We start from the raw sequence: 21,183 nt of genomic DNA on the forward strand, positions 1-21,183 counted from the left end.
TTGGCGCAGCCTGCCGTTCACTGCCGCAGCGCCGCCGCCAACGTCCGCACCTCATCCAGCGCGCCCGCCACGCCCTGCTCCGCCAACACCTGCGCAAGCCGTGAACCGACCACCACCAGATCGGCATGCCGAGCCACGAGCCGGGCCTCGTCCGGCGAGCGCACGCCAAAGCCCGCGGCCACCGGCAGCCTCGTATGCGAGCGCAAGCGCTCCAGATCCTGCGCGATGCGGCGCTCGTCGGGCAGGTCCGCGCCCGTCGTGCCGGCCAGCATGATGTGATAGACGAAGCCGCTGGCGTCGCGTAGCAATCCCGCCAGCCGCGCGTCCTCGGACGTCGGCGCGGACATGCGGATCAGGTGCAGGCCATGCTCGCGCGCTTCCCGCCCGATATCGTCGGCATGCTCGACCGGCAGGTCGATGATGATCAGGCCGTCCACGCCCGCGGTGGCCGCGTCCCGGATGAAGCTTTCAACGCCATGCCGCAGGATGGGATTCAGATAACCCATCAGCACCATGGGCGTATGCGCGTCCGTATCGCGGAACTCGCGCACCAGAGCCAGCGTGCGCTTCAAGGTCTGGCCGCCGGCCAGCGCGCGGACGTTCGCCTGCTGCAGCACGGGGCCGTCCGCGACCGGATCGCTGAACGGCATGCCGAGTTCGATCACGTCCGCGCCCGCCGCGCACAAGCCGCGCAGCAGTTCCAGGCACGCGGCGGGATCGGGGTCGCCCGCCGCGAAGTAGGTAACCAGGCCGCTGCGTCCGGATTGGCGCAGCGCGGAAAGGGTTTGATCCAGCCGTGTCATGCCGCCACCTCGCCAAATTGCGTCACCGTGTCCATGTCCTTGTCGCCGCGCCCGCTCAAACACACGACCAGGATCTCGTTGCGCGCCATCCGCGGCGCCAGCTTGCGCACGTAGGCCAGCGCATGCGCGCTTTCCAGCGCGGGCAGGATGCCTTCCTTGCGCGTCAGCCAATGAAAGGCAGACACCGCCTCGGCGTCCGTGACGGACACGTAGTCCACGCGCTTGCGGTCATGCAGCAAGGCGTGTTCGGGACCCACGCCCGGATAGTCGAGCCCGGCCGATATCGAATGCGCATTGACGATCTGGCCATCGTCGTCCTGCAGGTAATAACTGCGGCAGCCGTGCAGCACGCCTTCGTGGCCGGCGCTGATGCTGGCCGCATGCGCGCCGCTGGCCAGGCCCAGCCCGCCTGCTTCGACGCCGTACAGGCGCACGTCCGCCAGCTCCAGGAAGGGATAGAAGAAGCCCATCGCGTTGGAGCCGCCGCCCACGCAAGCCACCATGGCGTCGGGCATGCGCCCGGTCTTGGCCGCGATCTGCTGACGCGTCTCTTCCCCGATCACTTTCTGGAACTCGCGCACCAGCCAGGGGTAAGGATGCGGGCCGGCGCCTGTGCCCAGCAGGTAGTACGTGTCGGCGGGATGCGCGATCCAATCGCGCAAGGCCTCGTTCATCGCATCCTTCAGCGTGGCGGTGCCGGCATGCACGGCGCGCACCTCGGCACCCAGCATGTGCATGCGGCGCACGTTGACGGATTGGCGCGCCATGTCCTCGGCGCCCATGTAGACCACGCAATCCAGGCCGAACAAGGCGCAGACCGTGGCAGTGGCCACGCCGTGCTGCCCCGCGCCGGTCTCGGCGATGATGCGGCGCTTGCCCATGCGGCGCGCCAGCAGGATCTGCCCCAGGCAGTTGTTGATCTTGTGCGCGCCGGTGTGGTTGAGGTCTTCGCGCTTGAGGTACACCTGCGCGCCGCCCAGCTCCTCGGAAACGCCACGGGCCAGGAACAGCGGGCTCGGCCGGCCCACATAATCGGCCAGCATGCCGCGGTAGGTCTGCCAGAAGTCCTCGTCCGACAGCGCGGCCTTGAACTGGCGTTCAAGCTCGTCCAGGGCGGGAACCAGCGTTTCGGGCATGTAGCGGCCGCCGTAAGGGCCGAATTGGCCGCGATTATCGGGAGCGGCCGGATGGATGGCGGATGGCATAAGGAAGAATCCCTTGGCAAGATGATGAGGATTTTTCCTTATGCTATCTTCATAAAAAACTTATTTGAATCAATGATTTGTTTACGATACACGTAAGCTGAACTAACAAACTGAACATGAGACGGCTGCCCTCCCTCAATGCCCTGCGCTTCTTCGACAGCGCCGCCCGCCAGGCGAGCTTCACCCTGGCCGCCAAGGAACTCTGCGTCACCCACAGCGCGGTCAGCCAACAGATCCGGCAGTTGGAAGAATGGCTGGGCTGCGCCTTGTTCGAGCGTCGCGCCGGGCGCGTCCACCTGACTGCCGCGGGCCTGGACCTGCAACGCTCCGCCCATGACGCCTTCGACCTGCTGGAACGCCGCTGCGATGAACTCAAGCGCCGCACTCAGCCGGCCGAGCTGGCGCTAGGCGCGCCTGCCAGTTTTCTGTCCAACTGGCTGATCCCGCGGCTTGAGCTTTTCGAAGCCCAGCATCCGGACATCCGCGTACGGCTGCAGACCGCCGCCGACGCGGCTTTGCTGAACACGCAGCGCGTGGACGCGCTGATCCTGGCCGGACGCGCCTGGCCGCAAGAATGGGACGTCACGCCCCTCTTCGCCGAAACCACAGGGCCGGTCTGCACCCCGGCCCTGGCCGCGCGTATCCGCAACGCGGCCGATGTGCTGGAGGCGCCGCTGCTGCACACCTCCTCACGGCCCGACGCCTGGAAGGATTGGGCGGCGCGCCAGGGCATCGCGCTTGCGCCACGGCAGCCGGGCCGCGAATTCGACCACCTGGGCCACATGCTGGAAGCCGCCGCCGCCGGCCTGGGCGTGGCCATCGCCCCCGCGGTGCTGGTGGAGTCCGACCTGCATCGGGGCCGCCTCGCCGCCCCGCTGGGTTTCGTTGAAAGCGGCGCGGCCTTCAGCCTGTGTTTGCGCAAGGATGCGGTGCGCGCCGATGCCGCGCACGAACGCTTGCGCGACTGGCTGCTGGCCAGCGCCGGCGCGGACTGATCCCGCCCGCAAGGCACGCGCTTACGAGTTACCCTTGCGCGTCACGCCTCCCGTCCGGAACCTACCCATGAAGAAAATCTGCGCGCTGCTGGGCCTGCTGCTTCCCGCGCTGGCCAGCGCCGCCTACAGTCTTTCCGCCACCGAGGCAGCGGTACTGGATGCCGTGCTGCGCGACGAACTCAACACCTACACGCAAGGCGGCAACAGCCTCATCGGCGCACGGCTCGGCCTGCCCGCCGCCACCGCCGAGGCCGTGTCCCGAGCCTATGCCAATGGCCCGACCGCGCGCTTTCCCGCCTCGCTGAACTTGACCATGCTGATCGCCGGCCCGGTCGCCGCCGGGACCTCGGACGGACAGATCGTGTCGTTCGCTACCTCCGGCTCGCCGACGGTCCGGGCGCACTTGCCTGCGGGCCTCGCGCCGGCCGGGCATCTGGCCCTGGCATGCCGCCGCATGGAATTGGCGGACGGTACTCCCACCTTCATGGAATGCCGCGACGGAACCCTCGCCGGCAAGGAAGAGACCGCCCGGCTGAAGGCCGATCTGGACAATTTCTATCTGGGCAAGCCGACCACTGTCCAGGTGTCCCAGCTGGCCGTCAACATATCGGTGTACGCCAGCCTGCTGGCGCCCGGCCACGGCTGCCCGAAGGACATCGACACCTGCCGCCAGGCCATCCAGGCCGTCGACGGCGCGGCCCAGAGCAAGCAACTGCCCATGGTCGTGCGGCGTTTCCAGCAGGCCGGGCTGGATCTCAGCCCGTACCAGGGCGATAAGGCCGCAGCCAAGCCGGGCCGCTAGCGCGGCGGGCCGGTCGCGCCGCGCCAAAACGGGGCCATGGCGCGGCCTGTACCGCCCCCATTTATCGTAATCGCGCGCCGCTATACTGGTCCCACCTCAATACCCCTTACGCGCCGCGCCTTTTCTGCTGCGCCTCGTTATGCACGTCTCGTTGGCCATGCTGCGCCCCCTTGGCCGGGCGCTACTCTGTACCGTCGCCACCCTGCTCTCCGCCCACGCGTTCGCCGCCCCGCCGACGCTGGCGCAATGCCACGGCATCAAGGACATGGCGTTCGTCGCCCACCTGGACGACGACCTGCTGTTCATGAACCCCGACATCGTCTCCAACATCCAGGCTGGCGGCTGTGTGCGGCTGGTCTACCTGACCGCCAGCGATGCCGGTGAAGGCGAGAGCTACATGCTGGGCCGCGAACGCGGCGTGCGCTCCGCCTACGCCTACATGGCGCATCAGCCGGACGAATGGAAGGAAGACGCTGGCGCCGCGGGCGGACACCGCATCGCGCGCTTCACCCTCAAGGGCAATCCGCGCGTGCAACTGTGGCACATGCGCCTGAAGGACCCTTGGCTGGGCAAGGGCTGGGGCAGCCTGACGCCGCTGAGCCGCACCGAATCCGAACCCGGACAGAACGTCGACACGCTGGGCCCCTACGCCGCATCCTATACGCGCGAACAGCTGATCGACACCCTGGCCGACCTGATCCGCCAATACGCCCCGACCACGGTGCGCCATCTAGACGACACGATTGCCGTGCCCTACACGCAGCTGTGCTGGCGCTGCGCCGGCCACGGGCATCCCGACCATATCGCCAGCGCGCGGCTGGCGCGCGAGGCCATGCTGCGCGCGCCCGGCAACTACGCCGAGATGGGCTATGTCGATTACCCCAGCCAGGAGCGCGCCACCAACCTTACCCAGGCAGAGATCGCCAGCAAGTCGCTGATCTTCCAGCACTACGCCTGGAACGACTACCACTATTGCGCCGGCCCCACCGGCTGCAAGGAACCCGCCGGCCCCGCCGCCGCCTGGGTGCAGCGCGCCTATTACGTGTCGCGCCAGGACATCGCGCCGCAGCTCTACCCGGACGGACGCGGCGGCCTGGTGGTGTTCGCCGCCGGTGAAACCAATGGCGCCGTCAACCGCTGGGACGCGGATCAGCGCCGCTGGCAAAGCCTGGGCGGCCGCACCAGCGGACCGCTGGTCTCGTTCACCCACGCCGACGGCACGGCCGGCCTGATGGCGCGCGACCCGCTGGGCGGCGTGTGGGCAAACAAGCAGCGCCACGACGGCACCTGGCAAGGCTGGCAGGCCCTGGGCGGCCTGCGCGTGACCCAGATTCCGGCGGTGGCGCCGCGCGGCGAAGCCGCCGCCGTGGCGCTGGGCTACGACGGCCTGCTGCACTGGATCACGCCATCCGGCGTGGACGGCAGCTGGAGCGTCTGGCAGGACCTGCCGCCGCTGGAAGGCGTGACCGGCGCGCCCGCCGCGGCGCTGGGCGGCGACGGCCGCTACGTCATCTTCGCCATCACCTCTGCAGGCGAGCTTTATTACACCCGCCAACTGCCGGCCGCCAAGGGCCAACTGCCGCAATGGCAGGACTGGCGCCGCGTACCCGCGCCGCAGGCAGCCGGCGGACTGGCCGCGATCCGCAACCACCAGAACCGCGTCGAACTCTATTTCCGCCAGCGCGGCAGCAACCATCTGACGCGGCTGATGGAGACCGGCGACACCACCGATCTCGACATGGACTGGGGCTCCCCCACCGACATGGGCGTGCCCTACATCGGCCGCCCGGCCATCAGCGCCGACGCCAGCGGCAACGTCATGCTCGCGCTGCTGGAACGCGCGGGCGGACAGCTCTGGCTGGTGGAGCGCGGCCGGCCAGCCAAGCTGGACGCCCAAGCTGCCTCGCCACCCGCGATCAATCTGGTCAACGGCACGCTTTACATCGTGGCCCGCGCCACCGGCGGCCCCCAGCGCTACGAGGTGCTGTCGCGCCACGATGGCAACTGGACCCACGGCTTGACGCTGGATGGCGTGCCATCCGCTGGCGGCGGCCCCTTCGAAACCGTGGCCGCGCGTCCCATCGACCTGCCCAAGCTCGGCGCCAACGACGCCAACAATGCGGCGGTGCTGCGGCCCTCCGTGGCAGATCCAGGCACGCTCAGCGTGGGCCGCATGCCGACCCAGGCCTCGCAGTCGGCGACGCCGACGAAGACGCAGTAGCCGGTGGAATGGCAGGGTGCCACATCCCCAGGGCGCAAACTCCAGGACCCCCACCATGGAACACATACGCAGCGTCTCCCGCGTCCTGCAACTGCTCCGGGCCCTGAACGAAACGCCCGAAACCTCGCTGCAGACCCTGCACGCTGCCACGGGTCTGCCCAAGGCAACCCTGCACAGGATGCTGGAAACACTACGCCAGGAAGGTTACGTGCGCGGAACCGGCGTCTCGGGCATCTACTGCCTGACAGCCAAGGTCATGGAGCTGAGCGCGGGCTGCGGCGACCGGCAGCGGGTGGTGGACATGGCCATGCCCATGCTGATCCGCGCCACGAAGATGTTGAAGTGGCCGTTGGCGATATCCACGCGGGATGAGGACGCCATGGTCGTGCGCTTCAGCACCATGCCCTACAGTCCCTTGGCGTCCCAGCCCAGCACCTACGGCCATCGCCTGCCCTTGGACAGGACGGCGGCGGGCCTGGCCTATCTGTCGTTCTGTTCCGAGGCAGAACGGATCGCCGCCCTGCAATTGCTGGGCAAAGACCGTGACCACACCGAAGGGGAGCAACTGCTTGCCCAACGCATCGACCAGACGCGGCGGCAGGGATACGGGCTGAGGCTGCCTGCGGCCCCCCGCGGTACCGCCACCCTGGCGGTACCGCTGATGGTGGCCGCCGAACTGGCGGCCTGCGTCTCGCTAACGACTTTCGGTTCCATCATGACGCCCGCCTTCATCAAGGCCCAGCTGCCTCCACTCCAGGAAGTCTGCAACGATCTGGCGGAAGCCATCCGCCTGAGCTGACGCCGTCCAGCGCAGCGTTCCGCCAGGCGGAAAGCTGCCACGGCGCGCTACGCTTCGCGACGGCACTTGTTTATCTTGGGGCCTCACCACCTCAAGGAACAACAGCATGAAGCTCGCCAGTTTTTGGGCAGCAGGACGCGATCGGATCGGGTTCGAGGACGCCGACGGCAATGTGGTCGACATCGCCGCGGCCGCGGCCAGCCAGGACATGGCGCAATTGGCGGAAAGCCGCAACGACCTGCTGTCCCTGCTGGAAACCGAACACGCCTCCTGGTGGCCGGCGTTGCGCGAACTGCACGGGTTGTACGGCTCCGGACAGCGTTCCGGCCTGCGGTTCTCTCCCGGTGACATTCTCTGGCATCCGCCCGTGCGCCGGCCCTCCAAGCTCTGTTGCCTGGCCTTGAACAACAGCGCCAACAGCGAACGCATTTTGTCCGGCCCCAAGCATCCGGCTGTGTTCGTGAAACCCTGGACCTCGATGACGGGCAACCGCTGCGCGCTGCAGATCCGGCCCGCCTACGGCCGCGTCCACCCCGAGCCGGAGCTCGCCGCCGTGATCGGACGCCGGGCCAGGAACGTGGCCGCGCCCGACGCCATGGCGCATGTGTTCGGCTACACGATACACAACGATTTCACTTCGCCCACCATGCGCGCGGAGGATACCTTCCACTATCGCGCCATCCATCCCGCCGCGGACGATCCCGAGCAGATCGAGTACGTCGATACCCATGTCAGCTACCCCGGCCGCTACAAATGCAGCGACACATTCTCGGCGGTGGGGCCTTGGCTGGTGAGTGCCGACGACATCGCGGACCCGCATGCGCTGGACGTGACCTGCAGCCATGACGGCAGACTGATCACCCAGGACAACACCGAGAACCTCTTCTTCAAGCTGCCCCAGGTCATCGAATTCCTGTCCTCGTACATGACGCTCATGCCGGGCGACATCATCTCGCTAGGCACCGCGCTGCGCCGATCGGGCGGCGGCATGGCCGTGCAGAACGTCAATCTTGCGACCCTGGGTGGAGAGGTGACTGTCGCCATATCCGGCCTGGGCGCCTTGAGCAATCACGTCGAAAGGCTGCCATAGAAATGAAGCGCGGCACCCCGACCCGTGGACACGGACCATCCAGCACTCCGAGGACATGAACCATGCAAGGCCATTCGAAATTCAAGGCCGTAAGGAAAATTGCCGCGCTGTGCGCCGGCCTGCTGTTCGCGGCGGGAGCGGCGCAAGCCGCGAGCTATCCGGACAAGCCGATAAAGCTGATCGTGGGCTTCGCACCCGGCGGCGCGAGCGACACGCTGGCGCGGCTGGTCGCGCAGCAGGCGTCGACCCGGCTGGGCCAGCAGATCATCGTCGAGAATCAGGCCGGCGCTGGCGGCAGCTTGGCCGCCAGGACCTTGGCCCGGGCCGAAGCCAATGGATACACCGTCATGCTGGGCAGTCCCGGCAGCATGATCATCAACCCCATCCTGCAACCCAAGCTTGCCTACGATCCCCGCAAGTTCACGCCGATCAGCCCGCTGGCGCGCATCAGCTATGCCTTGATGGTGCGCCAGAACCTGGAAGCGGATTCCGTCGCCCAGCTGGTGGAACTTTCGAAATCCACGCCCCACGGCCTGACAGTGGGTTCGGCGGGCATAGGCTCCAATACCCACCTGGTGGCCATGTCCTTCGTGGTCGGCACGGGTGCGCAACTGCGCCATATTCCCTACAAAGGCACCGCTCCCGCCATGGCCGACCTGATGGCCGGCAACATCGACGTGCTGTTCGATTCCGTCCCCGTGGTGCTGCCCCAGGTGCAGAGCGGGAAGATCAGGATCCTGGCCGTCACAGGCGCAAGCCGGGAAACCTTGTTCCCCGATGTCCCCACTATCGCGGATAGCGGCTGGCCGTCGTTTACCGCCAACAACTGGTTTGGCATCTTCGCCCCGCCGGACACGCCTGCCCCCGTGGTCCACAAGCTGAACGAGGCGTTCACTGCAACGTTGCAGGACGAAAGCGTGCGCGCCAACCTGGAATCCTCCGGCAACCGTCCGGCCCCGGGCACGCCGCAGGACCTCGCCAAGCTGGTGGAAACGGAAAGGCGGGACTACGAAAACACCATCAAACAAACCCATATCAGCCTGCAATAGGCCACGCCGCAACGGCGCGCAAGGAGACGACATGAAAAAGAGATCCCTGGCATTCCGGATTGCGCTGTTCTGGGCCACGGTGTTTTTTGGGGGTTCATTGCAGGCCGCGGACGGGGCGGCGGCCCAGCGCCCCAGCCACACCGTCAGCCTGCTTGCATCTGGCGCCGTTTCCGCCGTGCACGAACAACTGGAACCGTTCTATCGACAGGAATTGAACCTGGAGGTCGCTGCCAGCTTTGGTTCATCCTTGCCTTCCGTGCCGACCTCCGTGCCACGCCGCCTGGAACGCGGAGAGGCCGCGGACGTGGTGCTGACATCCAAGGACTCGCTAGCCAGGCTTGCCGCCCAGGGGCTGGTCGTTCCCGAAAGCCAGGTCGACATCATGAAATCCGCCCTGGGCCTGGCCGTACGCAGCGGCAGTCCGATACCGGAAATCGCCACGGAAGCACAGGCTGCGGCGGCGCTGCTGCGGGCTGGCTCGATCGCCTACTCATCCAGTCTGAGCGGCGTCTATTACGAAACCGAGATGCTCAAGAAAATGCGGATCGAAGAGCAAGTGTTGCCCAAAAGCCGCAAAATTTCGGGCGAAAAAGTCGGCGCCGTGGTCGCCCGGGGCGAGGCCGAAATCGGCATGCAGCAGGTCAGTGAGCTGCTGGCAGTTCCCGGCATCGCATTTGTCGGCAAGCTGCCAGAGTCGTTGCAGCAATACACCGTATTCTCGGCGGGCATCTCGGCGTCCGCGAAGAATCCGGAAGCGGCACGCGCCTTGATCGTGTTTCTGGCCCGGTCGCCCAACGTGCGCCAGGTCCTGTCGAGGAACGGACTGGAACCGGTGCATGCTCAGTAGAAACCCTTAGGTTCGACCGCCTCGAACTGGTACCGCTCCACGCCTTGCTGTTCTTGTAATCCATGGTTACCGGAGAGAAAATCCCCGCTGGGCGCGCGGCACGACTCGCGTCCGGACGCAGCGCCACGAAGCCGCCGGGGGACATCGCACGTGAAGGATGCAGGTCAGTACAACACGCACTCAGCCACCCTGCTCGAGCCCGATCCCTCATCGGACTGGCTCTACCACTGCGCGATGAGCCTGCTCAAGCTGCCAGCCGACGACGCGATCTCCGAGCAGCTGGCCTATATGGGCGAGACCTCCGACGTCGACCGCTCCTGGATGATCGAATACCGTCCCGACATGCTGCGCCTGCGCAACACCCACGAGTGGTGTCGGGGCCAGACCGAGCCCTTCGTCGCCGAACTCCAGGACGTGCCGACCACCCTGATCGCCTGGCTGCACAAGTTCATGGTGAAGGGCCTGGCGGTCGCCATCCATGACGTCAACGACCTGCCCCGCACCGCCCGCGCCATCCAGGTCGAGTTTCAGCGCCAGGGCAACAAGAGCGTGCTGAGCGTGCCCATATTCCACGACCAGAAGCTCTACGGCATCATCGGCTTCGACACCACGGTCCGGCACCGCACCTGGTCGGCCGACGAAGTCCGCGCCCTGTACCAGTGCGCCAACCTGATCGGACAGGCCAAGTACGGCAACGCCCGCGACCGCAGCCGCGCGGCCGGCTATGGCAACGTGACATCGGTGATCTATCTCAGCATGCGCGGCGTGGTGCGCGGCGTGCAGCCCGAAACCATCGTCGGCGTGCGCTCCGCCGGCAACTACAGCGAAATCTGGCTCGAGGATGGATCGATGGTGCTGGACTCGCGCGCGCTCGGCGTATGGTCGACCCTGCTGCCGGAGCAGACTTTCTTCCGGGTGCATCGGACCGCCATTGCAAACGCGTTGCATGTCATGGACGTGGACCGCCGCAGCGTCGACAAGTGGCTGATCAGGATGCGGGCCGTGGACGAGACCTGGCCGGTGTCCCGCTCCTACCGCAAACCGCTGCGCGAACGCATGGGAATCTGAATCCGGCGACCCGGCAGCGACGGCCCGGCAATATGCAGTTCGTCATGCCGGCATGTTGTTTCGTCCTGGCGGAAGTGGCCGCGCAACGAGTTTTTGGGATCATCGCGCATGCGGAGGAACACCCGTTCCTCGAGTCACCCAGAGAGAACCGCATGCTGACGTTCCGCCCCCCTACGCGCCTCGCCATCCTTGCCCTGAGCGCCGCCTGCGCGCTGGGCGCAAGCCAGGCCCGCGCGGCCGACCTGGCCTTGCAGGACGCCGTCTCCATGGCCGGCATGCAGCTGTACCTGAACTCCGGCGCACCCGGACTGCTCATCGCGGCGGTGCGCGGCGATGAAGTCGTGATCCAGGGCTATGGCGAAACCGCGCCGGGCAGCGGCGTGGAGCCCGATGGCCGTTCCATATTCAGGATCGCTTCAGTATCCAAGGTGTTCGCCGGCGATGTGCTGGCGGCGCTGGCGGCCAAGAACAAGCTCCAGCTGACCGATCCCCTGGCGAAGTATGCGCCGGAGCATGCCAAGGTCGACGCCAACGGCCGTCCGCTGACGCTGCTGGACCTGGCCACCCATTCGGCGGGCCTGCCGCGCGAACTGCCCAACCCGGACGCCAAGCCCTCCGACAACCCTTTCGCCGCATTCGACCGCGCCTATTACTGGAAGTGGGTCGGCAGCCACAAGCCGGCCTATGTGCCAGGCACGACCACGCTGTATTCAAACCTGGGCTACGGCCTGCTGGGCGACGCGCTGGCCAAGGCCGGCGGCGCGGACTACTCGACCGTGCTGGCCGACGAGGTCCTCAAGCCCGCCGGCATGACGGACACCACCAATGCGCTGAGCGATGCGCAGAAGAAACGCCTGATGACCGGCCTCGACCCCTTCGACAAGCCAGACCCGAACGCCGTGGTGCCCGACGTGATGTACGCCAGCGCCGGCGTCTACTCCACCGCCGACGACATGGCGCGCTGGATGCGCTGGCATCTGGACAGCGCAAAACAGTCCAAGGAAGCCGCCCTGTTGGCCCACACGATGTGGCTGCCCTATGACGGGCTGAAATCCGTCGTGGGCACGGAAGTCACCGACGCCGACGGCATGGGGCTGGGCTGGGTGGTGACCCTGCCGCGCAACGGCGCGCCCTTGCTGTTGGGCAAGAGCGGCGGCCTGGGCGGCTTCATGTCCTACGCCGTCCTGTCGCCCAACCGCGGATTGGGCGTGTTCGTCGTCGCCAGCCGCGTGAACTTCGCCATGTTCAACAACATCCACTCTCAGGTGCGTGAACTGGCGGCCGAGTTGGCGCGGTGAGCGGTAGGCGTCCCACGTTGCGCCAGGCCGCGGCGGCAGCGCTGCTGGCCGTGGCCGCGCAAGGCGCGTGCGCGCAGGAAGCCCGGGACATCTTCAAGACGGAGATTTTCCTCACGCCCTACAGCGAGTTGGGCGAAGGCGGCGAGACCTATCCGCGGCTGAACGGCAGGTTCTTGCTGATGACCGGCTACACCGGCTTCTTCGGCGTGCAGGACGACAACGGCCAGCTGCCGCGCTCGCACTGGAGCAGCGTGCAGCCCACGGCGGAAGCCGCGCTGGTGTTGCAGTTGAACCGGCAGTTTTCGGTTCGCGCCAAGGCGACGTTCAATTCGTCCACCAACGACACCAAGGACAACGCCTTTTCCGACCTGGGCGTGGACCTGGACAACCTGTTCGCCGCCTACACCGCGGACAACTACGCGCTGTATGGCGGCAAGATGGACCTGGGCTTTGGCGACGCCTGGCACGTGATCGACGGCTTGTACACAGGCTTCAACGAAAACTCGGAGTTCCGCGGCTCGATCGGGCTGGGGGGGCGCTACACCCTCGATACCACGGGCCAAGGCACGCATTCCGTGGCCGCCATCCTGTTCAAGCGCGACAACACCGCGATGAACCGCCGCTTCAGCCTGGACGGCGGTCTCATCGGACCGGATCAGCCGCCGCTGTTCAGCGACCAGTTGAAGTCCTTCATCCTCTCCTACGACTTCCGCGACCTGCCCGGGCTGGAAGGCTTGTCGGGCGGCCTGGACGCGGGCCGGCTGCATCTGGATCCCGGACAAGGCAAAAGCGCCAACACGGTGTCGGCCCGCTTGCGCTACGACACGCCGCTGGCCAACTCATGGAACCTGAGCTGGTTCAACGAAGCCACTTATTCCAGCGCCTTTCGCGGCGCTCCCGTCTCCAATGGCAACGGCGTAACCTCGGTGTCGCTGTCGCGCGACCGCTGGCAACTGACCGCCACGGCCGCCGTGCGCAAGTTGTCCGGCAGCGGCCAGAAGCTGGCGCAGCATGGTTTGCTGGACGACACGGATTGGGGAATTTCAGGCGCGGTCACCTATGTCACTCCCCTGGGTTTCATCGTGCAGGCCGGGCTCACGCATCAGCGCGACCAGGCCCTGCGCATCAACCAGGGCGTTATTCGCATCGCTTACCAAGCAGGATTCTGAGGCCATCATGAACCGCAAACATACGCTTATCACCGCCGCAATCGTACTTGCGCTGGGCAGCGCCCCGTCCGCCTGGTCGCAACCCGTGCCCATCGCCAACGGGCCGACCCCGCCCGCCGACGCGGTAGCGATCCCGGCCGGCAGCAAGGAACGCGCAGTGCAGGACCTGCCGCGAATCATCGCGGACATCATGCAGCGCAGCCAGGTACCGGGCATGGCGGTGGCGGTGGTCATCGACGGCAAGACCGTGCTGGCCCAAGGCTACGGCACGCGCGTAGCGGGCAAGCAGGCGCCGGTGGACGCGCAGACCGTGTTCCAGATCGCGTCCATCTCCAAGTCATTGTCGGCAACGGTGGCGGCCATCGAAATATCCAAGGGCAAGGCCGCCTGGGACGATCCGGTGTCGCGCTATCTGCCGGACTTCAGGCTGAGCAATGCCTACGTGTCCGAAAGCGCCACGATCGGCGACTTCTTCGCGCACCGCTCCGGCTTGCCTGGCACGGCGGGCGACGACCTCGAAGACCTGGGATTTTCCCGCCAGGACGTGATCGCCCGCCTGCGGCTGCTGCCGCTGGACGCGTTCCGCACGTCCTACCACTACGCCAACTTCAGCACCACCATAGGCGCGGAAGCGGTGGCCAAGGCCGCCGGACGCCCCTGGGAAGCGCTTGCCGATGAACAGCTGTTCAAGCCGCTGGGCATGAAGTCGACCAGCTACCGCTACGGCGACTTCGAGGCGCACGCCAATCGCGCCGTGCTGCATGCGTTCCAGAAAGGCAAGTTCGTGCCCTCGGGCCAGCGTGACGCGGACCAGCAGGCGCCCGCGGGCGGCGTGTCCTCCACGGTCGTCGATATGGCGGAATGGCTGAAGCTGCTGCTGGCTGACGGGCAGTACCAAGGCAAAGCCATGATCGCCCCGGGCGCGCTGCTGCCCGCATTGACGGCCCAGGCATTCAGCGCCCGTGCGCACGACCTGGATTCGCGTTCCGGCTTCTACGGCTACGGCTTCAACGTCAACACCGAACTGGGCGGACGCCCCTCGATGGGGCATTCGGGCGCCTTCCTGATGGGGACCGGGACGACGTTCAGGATCGTGCCGTCCGCCGGCATCGGCATCGTGGTGCTGACCAATGGCGCGCCGGTGGGCGCGGCCGAATCCGTCGCGGCATCGTTCATCGACACGGCGCTGTACGGCAAGCCCACGCGCGACTGGTTTGCGGCCTACAACGGCGCCATGAAGGCCTTTTTCGAACCCCAGGCCGATCTGTCCGGACAGGCCGAACCCGCCAAACCCGCGGCGTCGAAAGCGCTGTCGCAATACACCGGCAGGTTCGACAACCCCTACTACGGCCCTGCCGAAATCCAGGAAGCCAATGGCGTCCTGACCCTGGTGCTGGGTCCCAAGGGCATGCGCTTCCCCCTGCGCCATTGGGACGGCGACACCTACGCCTTCTCGCCCGCGGGCGAAGCCGAACTGGTGGCATCGCTGGCGTCCATCGTCTTCAAGATGGACCAGGGGCGGGCCCAGGGCTTCGACATCAAGTTCTACGACGACAGCGGCCTGGGCCGCTGGACCAGCAAGTAGCCGCCCCGCGCGCCGCCAGCTCAAAAACGGTAGGCGGCGCGCAGGGTCAGGGACTGGTCGCGGTATTCCCCATTGCCGCGCAAAGCGTATTCCGTCTTCAGCTCCACGCCCTTGGGCGTGACGTATTCCAGGCCTGCGGACAGATTGCCATAGGTCCTGGGCATGCCGGACCGCAGCGTGAACGGCGCCGCGCCTGGCACATTGAGCTGCATGGTGCTGACCACGTCGCCGCCGCTCAGAAAGCTCATCCCGCCGGCCACGTATGAGCGCAAGGTCGAGCCGTTGGCCAGGTCCTTGCGTCCGCCCAGTTCCATCATGGGCGAGACCATGAACGAGGTCGTGTCGTTGCCGCGCACCTTCAGGTTGAAGGCGCCCGCGCCTTGTTCGTCGTAGCCGTCCTGCCGGATGTGGTTCACGTCCAGGTCCATGTACGGCCGCAAGTACCAGGACGGCTGGCTGAATTCGTAGGCGGTGCGCAGCCTGGCCGCCAGAAAGGACGATTCCGGCTTGCTCTTGGCCACGCCGTCCAGCGTGCCGCGCGACATCCTGCTCTTCTCCACGCCGCCATGCACGGCAAGCGACACCTGCCACGGCGCATTGTTGTACTTCAAGGCCAGGCCGCCCGCGTAGGTATCGCTATTGCCCGAGAGATCCGAGGCCGAGGTGGTCTTGCCATAGGCGTAGCTCAGCGAACCGCCCAGGAACCAGTTGGTGGCGATCTCGCGCTGCGCGCCCAGCGTGAGCGTGCTCTGGCGCACGCGGTAGCCTTCGTCGTCCGAGGTGGCCTTGCGCTGGGTCCAGTTCGTGTCCAGACGGGTCCAGACGCAATCGCCCTCGCGCAGGATGGTGCTTTCTCCGACGAACGCCGGGCAGCTCATCATCCGGTTCATCGACGCGTAGGACGCATGCATCTGGTTGGCGGCGCGGGCGAACTGGCCGTCATGGGCGATGCGGTTCAAGGCGTCGCGGTACTGGTCCGCCGTCTGGATCCCCGTGAGCTTGTCGAAGGTGGCGGCATCGCTCTGTTTCCCCTGATCCCACAGCGCCTGCAACGAGTTCGCGATCCTCGCGCGATCCGCGCTCAGCGGCAATGCCGACGGGGTGAAATTGGCGTCGACCGAAATGAGCGGATCGCGCAAGCCGCCGGCGCCGTTGTTCTTCAGCGCATAGTTGAACAAGGGGCTGTCGCTTGCGGTCGCGGGCATGCTGTTTTGCGCGGCATCGAAATGGCCTATCCCCAGCCACACGTTCTTCACGGGATTGCGCAGCACGGGTCGGACCGTTCCCGCGAAGGTCGATGCGCCCGATACCGAGAGGAAGTCGCTGTTGTGGCCGCCAAAGTCCAGATCGGGCCGGTAGGTTCCCGTGTGGTTCAGCGCGCCCGTGATCCGGGTCGCGGCAAACACGCCCGGCCTGCCCGGATTCAGGATGCCGGCGCTGGCCAGATCGCCCTGGAAGCGGGCGCCGCTGTACAGGTTGGCGCCGGCGTTGTTATGGAAGAGGCTGCCGCTACCCATCAGCACGTCGCCCGCCACGGTTCCGCTATTGTTGACGACGGTCTGGCCGGCCACGTCGATCGCCGTCTTCGCCTGAATCGTGCCGGCATTGGTGATGGTGGTGCTGGCCAGCGGCGCGATGGCCAGGATGCCCGTGCCGGACTTGGCGTCGGCGCTTATCAAGGCATTCTGCTCCAGGCTGACCGAGACCGCCCGGCCTCCGCCATAGGCGCCATTGCTGATCGCGACCACGGCCGGCGAATTGGCGCCGGTGGCGACGACCTGCGCGGCATGGCCGATGGCCACGCTTACCGGCCCGCCGTATGCCGGGTAGTTGCCCGGCGTGCTGTATTGATAAAGTGCGCCGTCCTTGAACACGCCGCCCCCGCCCACGCTCATCGCCAGGATCGCGGGCGCGTTGGCGCCGGAAGTCTGGACAGTGCCGCCCGTGCCGATGGCCACGTTGATGCTGCCGCCATTGCCCTGGCCGCCGGTCAGTCCCGCGTTCTGTATGAGGCCCGTCGTGTATTGCGCGGACGACTGGTCGCCCGCCAGCCCGCCGCCGCCGCCCACGCTTTGCGCCAGGATGCCGGCGGCGCCTTTGCCCGAGGTCGCGACCGTACCCGAAATGGACAGGTTGACGGCATTGCCGTCGCCGCCTGCCGCCGGGGATCCGACGGGTTTCAAGGTCACGAGGCCGGGCCGCGTCGCCAGGCCGGCAATGCCGCCGCCCCCGCCTATGCTTTGCGCGACGATGCCATGCGAGTTCTTGCCGGCCGTGACGATGCTGCCGCCCACGTCCTGCGTCACGGTAACGCTTCCTCCCGGACCGACCATCGGCGAACTGGAGCCGAACGTGAGGTTCACCGCATTCGCGGCTGGCCCCGCGCCGTTATCCACCATGACCAGGCCGCCGCCGCCCCCTATGCTCTGCGCCAGCACGCCGAAGGACAGCGCGCCGTTCGTGACGACGCTGCCGCCCGTGTTGGCGACGCTGACACTGCCTCCGCCACCGGTGACGTTGCCCAGGAAGCCGCCTCCCCCAGCTTTCGCGGTGCTCCCCAGCTGAATGTCGATGCCCGTGAGAGACGCGCTGGACGACACGGCCGCCATGCCGCCTCCGCCGCCCACGCTTTGCGCCAGGATCCCTGGAGAGAACCACCCTTGCGTGGTGACGCGGCCAATGTTGTTGGCCACGCTCACCGTGCCGCCGGACGCCTGGACCATGCCGAAGGTGTTGGTGATGGACGGGTATTCGGCGCCCAACGCGACCGCCAGCGAGGCCTCCTGCTGGATGGCGGCAAGGCTGGCATTGCGCAGGACCAGCGTGCTGACCCCGCCGCCGCCACCCACGCTCTGCGCCATGAGCCCGGCAGAGCCGCCCGCCCGGGTCGCGAGCGTCCCGCCATGAACCACGCTGGCCGCGCCGCCCGTGCTGGTCGAGGAACCCTGCTTCGGGTCGCCCGCGGCACCCAGCGTGATCGCCGCGGCGGTCTGGTTCCACAGAAACAGGGGCTGGTCGACCACCGAAATGCCGCCGCCCCCGCCCACGCTCTGCGCGAGTATGCCCGGCGCCTGGTAATCCTGCGTGGAGATCTGGCTGGTCGCGGCGCTGGCGTCGACCATGACGGCGCCGCCCGCGCCGCTGGCTCCGTCCACCCCGCCGGCACGCACATTGACCAGGGAGCCCAGCAGTGACCCGCCTTTGGTGCCCAGGAGGCTGACGATGCGGGTGATCTTGTCGATGATCGCTGGGGCCTGGCTGCCCGCGCCGGCCGATACCACCGCCTGCAGATCCTGCCCGCTGGCTGTGCTTCTGCCGCCGCCACCGCCTATGCTCTGCGCGACGATGCCCGCCGAACCGCTGCCTTGCGTCGCAATGACTCCCGTGTTCGTCACGATGGCCGGATCCGCAGCGCTGCCGCCGCCCGCGCCCGCCTCACCGCCGTTGCCGCCAGTCTGGTGGGTGATGCTGGTTTGCGGCAGCGCGACGGTGAACAGATCCTGCACGCCCGACGCGGCGGCCTTGATCAGCGCATCGATACTGGACAGCAGGCTGGACGCGCCCGCCGAATCTATCGTGCCCGCATTGCCTCCCCCGCCGCCGATGCTCTGCGCCAGGATGCCGGGCGCGTGGTCTCCCGCCGTCGAGATGGCGCCGTCATTGCGCACATTGAAGGCGCTGGCGCCGTTCCCCGCGCCGCCATTGCCGCCGGTCGTGACGCCGACCGACAGATTGACGGCCTTGCTGAACGCCAGCTGCGGCGTCTGCTCCAGCCAGCTCGCGGCCTTGTCCAGCAAGCCCGCCAGACTGGCCGGCGAGCCCAGGATGTCATTGAACGAGTTGGCGTCGTGCGCCTGGACGATGCCGCCGTTGCCGCCGCCCCCGCCTATGCTTTGCGCGACCAGGCCAGCCGCCCCCGTCCCCTGGGTGGCGATGATGCCCGTGACGGCGTTGCCGGCCCGCACCCGTCCGCCGCTGCCGCCCTGGCCGCCCTGCCCGCCATGGCGCACGCTCAGTTGCAGGTCGACCAGCGAGTTGCCTATGGTCGGAATCTTGACCGGCGCCAGCACCCCGCCGCCATTGCCGCCGCCGCCTCCTATGCTCTGGACCACCGCCCCATTGCTTTGCGCGCCCGCGGTGTGGATACCCCCCGCATTCGTGAACGCGGCGGTCCCGCCGTCGCCCGCGCCTTGGCCCGCGCCGCCGTTGGACACCGCAACCGTGACCGTGCCGCTGGGCTTGTCACCCAAGGGCGGCGCGATCGTGATGGCGCGGGAGTTGGCCAGCCCGCCGCTGCCGCCGCCTCCGCCTATGCTTTGCGCCAGCACGCCATTGCTGTGCGCGCCCAGCGTCGTGATCGTTCCCTGGCTGGCCTGCGTGAATGAAACCAGGCTGCCGGAGCCGCCGCTGCCGCCCTTGCCGCCGGTCGCCACAGTGACGTTCAACCCCACGCCCACGCCGACCGCATTGGCCGATCCGCCGCTGCCGCCACCGCCGCCTATGCTCTGCAGGATCACGCCCGAGGCGTTGCCGGCGCGCGTCAGTATCTTGCCTTGCGAAGAAAACTGGACCAGCCCGCCATTGCCTGCCGCGCCGCCCGTGCCGCCGATCGCGACCGACGCGATCACGCCGGTGCTGTTGGCGTCGCCGCCCAACCCGCCCCCGCCGCCTATGCTCTGCAACAGCACCGCGGCGCTGTTGTCGCCCGAGGTGTCGATGCCGCCGCTATTGGCCATGGCGATACCGCCGCCCGCGCCGCCGGTTCCGCCATGCCCGCCGCCCACGGCGATGATGCCGTTGCTGGACGAGGCCAAGCCGCCGCCGCCGCCCGCGCTGTTGGCGATGACGGCGGCCGCATCGTTGCCGTAGGTGCTGATGCGGCCGGCATTGGTGATCGTGATCGCCTGGCCCGCGACCGCGCCGGCGCCGCCATTGCCGCCTTGTCCGAATGCGCCGTTGGCGCCCGCCGGGCCGCCTTCCCCGCCCAGCACGCTGGCCATGATGCCCTTCGCGCCGACAGTAGCGTTGGCGCCGGTCGTGATCGTGCCGGTATTGGTGATGACGATGGCGCCGGGCGCACCGCCCGCGCCGCCATTGTGGCCATCGAACCAGGAGCCGTTGCCGCCATTGCCGCCATTGCCGCCCTGGCTCAGCGCGTAGACGCCGATACCCCGATTGCCGTCGGTCTTGATGACGCCGCCGTTGCTGACGCTGACCTGGCCGGCATTGCCCCCCGCCGCGGCCTTGGTGTCGGTATCGTTGGCGGTCGACGCATTGCCGCCGATGGAACGGGCGATCACGCCATACACGCCGTCGCCATGGCCGTTGACCGCAGTCCCGGCCGAGGACATGAACGTAACAGCCGAGGCATCGCCGCCCCGCCCGGCATCGCTATGCCCGCCGAAGTCCCCCGTATGCTCGGCCGCCCCGGCCTGCCCGCCCGACGATATCAGTCCAACTCCGGCGCTGACGCCGTCCGGTCCCGGCCCGCGCGCGGTCACCGAGCTCGCGCCTTGCAGGATCACGGATGCCAAGCCTGCGCTGCCGCCATGGCCGGACGTGTACGCACTGTCGAAGCCATTGGCGATGGCGCTGTCGGTCCCCGCGCCGCCCCAGGATTGGACCGCAATGCCAAAGCCCGTGCCGACGATCGTGGCGTTGTTGAGCGTGATACGCGCCTGATGCCCGTCGCCGCCGATGCCGTAGCCGCCGTTGGGTCCGTCCGCATTGCCCCACAGGCCGCCGTTGCCGCCCGCCGAGTACAGGTCTATTCCCCGGCCCGCGGCATTGACCGTGCTGGCCGACAAGGTGTAATCGACGATCCGCCCGCCGCCGCCATTGCCGCCCCAATGGTTCACGTCGGCGTCCCTGCCGTTGCCGCCCTTGCCTCCGCTGACGTCGATCAGGATGCCGGTCTGACCGGGCGCACTGGCGCTGATGCGCTGGTTGCTGTCGGTCTGGACGAAGTCACGCTGGCCCCATTGCCCGTCATGGCCATTATTGGGGTGTTCGCCGCTGGAACAGCAGGTGCCGTCGGCGCCGCGAAACTGATAGGCCAGCGGCGCCGTCTGCGCCCAGGCCGGCCGCCCGAAGAGGTACACGGTGGAGATGCCTGCCTGCAAGCACAACGCCAGCCAGGTAAGCCGCAGGCCGTTGCGGCCGGGCTTTGGGATGTCTTGTTGTAGGGTCATGGCGGCGGCGGCGAAAATAGGGCAGATAGAGAAAATCGCCGTTCCCCGCCCGCTCCACAAG

At 67.5% G+C, this 21,183-nt stretch carries 14 protein-coding genes; 11 read left to right on the forward strand and 3 right to left on the reverse strand.

What is annotated here, in order from left to right:
• Positions 1-17: 17 nt before the first annotated feature.
• Both trpA and trpB read right to left on the reverse strand, forming a co-directional pair.
• Positions 18-803, reverse strand: a complete 786-nt coding sequence (trpA, locus tag AXYL_RS26920; protein WP_013396041.1) for a tryptophan synthase subunit alpha — start codon at positions 801-803, stop codon at positions 18-20.
• Positions 800-2,008, reverse strand: a complete 1,209-nt coding sequence (gene trpB, locus AXYL_RS26925; RefSeq protein ID WP_013396042.1) for a tryptophan synthase subunit beta — start codon at positions 2,006-2,008, stop codon at positions 800-802. The genes trpA and trpB overlap by 4 nt, the downstream gene beginning before the upstream one ends.
• Positions 2,009-2,124: 116 nt before the next feature.
• Between trpB and AXYL_RS26930 the strand changes: the two genes are divergently transcribed.
• The 11 genes from AXYL_RS26930 to AXYL_RS26980 all read left to right on the forward strand — a co-directional run bounded on the left by AXYL_RS26930 (position 2,125) and on the right by AXYL_RS26980 (position 14,931).
• Positions 2,125-3,003: a LysR substrate-binding domain-containing protein gene (locus tag AXYL_RS26930; RefSeq protein WP_013396043.1), complete on the forward strand. Its 879-nt coding sequence runs from the start codon at positions 2,125-2,127 to the stop codon at positions 3,001-3,003.
• A gap of 67 nt (positions 3,004-3,070) precedes the next feature.
• Entirely contained in the window at positions 3,071-3,805 is a 735-nt protein-coding gene (locus tag AXYL_RS26935) for a hypothetical protein (protein WP_013396044.1), read from the forward strand.
• 139 nt (positions 3,806-3,944) lie between these two features.
• Positions 3,945-6,026 carry a PIG-L family deacetylase gene (locus AXYL_RS26940; protein WP_013396045.1) on the forward strand — a complete coding sequence of 694 codons (2,082 nt, stop codon included), beginning with the start codon at positions 3,945-3,947 and terminating at the stop codon, positions 6,024-6,026.
• Between the two features lie 55 nt (positions 6,027-6,081).
• On the forward strand, positions 6,082-6,825 hold the full coding sequence (locus tag AXYL_RS26945; protein WP_013396046.1) for a helix-turn-helix domain-containing protein: 744 nt from the start codon (positions 6,082-6,084) through the stop codon (positions 6,823-6,825).
• 106 nt (positions 6,826-6,931) lie between these two features.
• Entirely contained in the window at positions 6,932-7,915 is a 984-nt protein-coding gene (locus tag AXYL_RS26950) for a fumarylacetoacetate hydrolase family protein (RefSeq protein WP_013396047.1), read from the forward strand.
• Positions 7,916-7,977: 62 nt separating this feature from the next.
• Positions 7,978-8,964 (forward strand): Bug family tripartite tricarboxylate transporter substrate binding protein, encoded by a 987-nt coding sequence (locus tag AXYL_RS26955; protein WP_013396048.1) that lies wholly within the window; start codon positions 7,978-7,980, stop codon positions 8,962-8,964.
• Between the two features lie 31 nt (positions 8,965-8,995).
• Entirely contained in the window at positions 8,996-9,811 is an 816-nt protein-coding gene (locus AXYL_RS26960; protein WP_013396049.1) for a substrate-binding domain-containing protein, read from the forward strand.
• A 150-nt stretch (positions 9,812-9,961) separates the two neighbouring features.
• On the forward strand, positions 9,962-10,879 hold the full coding sequence (locus tag AXYL_RS26965) for a LytTR family transcriptional regulator DNA-binding domain-containing protein (RefSeq protein ID WP_237709940.1): 918 nt from the start codon (positions 9,962-9,964) through the stop codon (positions 10,877-10,879).
• 152 nt (positions 10,880-11,031) lie between these two features.
• The gene (gene ampH, locus AXYL_RS26970; RefSeq protein ID WP_041654315.1) at positions 11,032-12,177 is read left to right on the forward strand and encodes a D-alanyl-D-alanine-carboxypeptidase/endopeptidase AmpH; all 1,146 of its coding nucleotides are present in this window, start codon (positions 11,032-11,034) and stop codon (positions 12,175-12,177) included.
• Positions 12,174-13,346, forward strand: a complete 1,173-nt coding sequence (locus AXYL_RS26975; protein ID WP_237709941.1) for a hypothetical protein — start codon at positions 12,174-12,176, stop codon at positions 13,344-13,346. The genes ampH and AXYL_RS26975 overlap by 4 nt, the downstream gene beginning before the upstream one ends.
• Positions 13,347-13,353: 7 nt before the next feature.
• A complete protein-coding gene (locus AXYL_RS26980; RefSeq protein WP_013396053.1) occupies positions 13,354-14,931 on the forward strand; it encodes a serine hydrolase in 1,578 nt (525 codons plus the stop codon).
• Between the two features lie 20 nt (positions 14,932-14,951).
• Here AXYL_RS26980 and AXYL_RS26985 read toward each other — a convergent pair whose 3' ends face one another.
• On the reverse strand, positions 14,952-21,122 hold the full coding sequence (locus tag AXYL_RS26985) for an autotransporter outer membrane beta-barrel domain-containing protein (protein WP_013396054.1): 6,171 nt from the start codon (positions 21,120-21,122) through the stop codon (positions 14,952-14,954).
• Positions 21,123-21,183 lie beyond the last annotated feature (61 nt).

Source organism: Achromobacter xylosoxidans A8 (assembly GCF_000165835.1).
GTDB lineage: Bacteria > Pseudomonadota > Gammaproteobacteria > Burkholderiales > Burkholderiaceae_B > Achromobacter > Achromobacter xylosoxidans_B.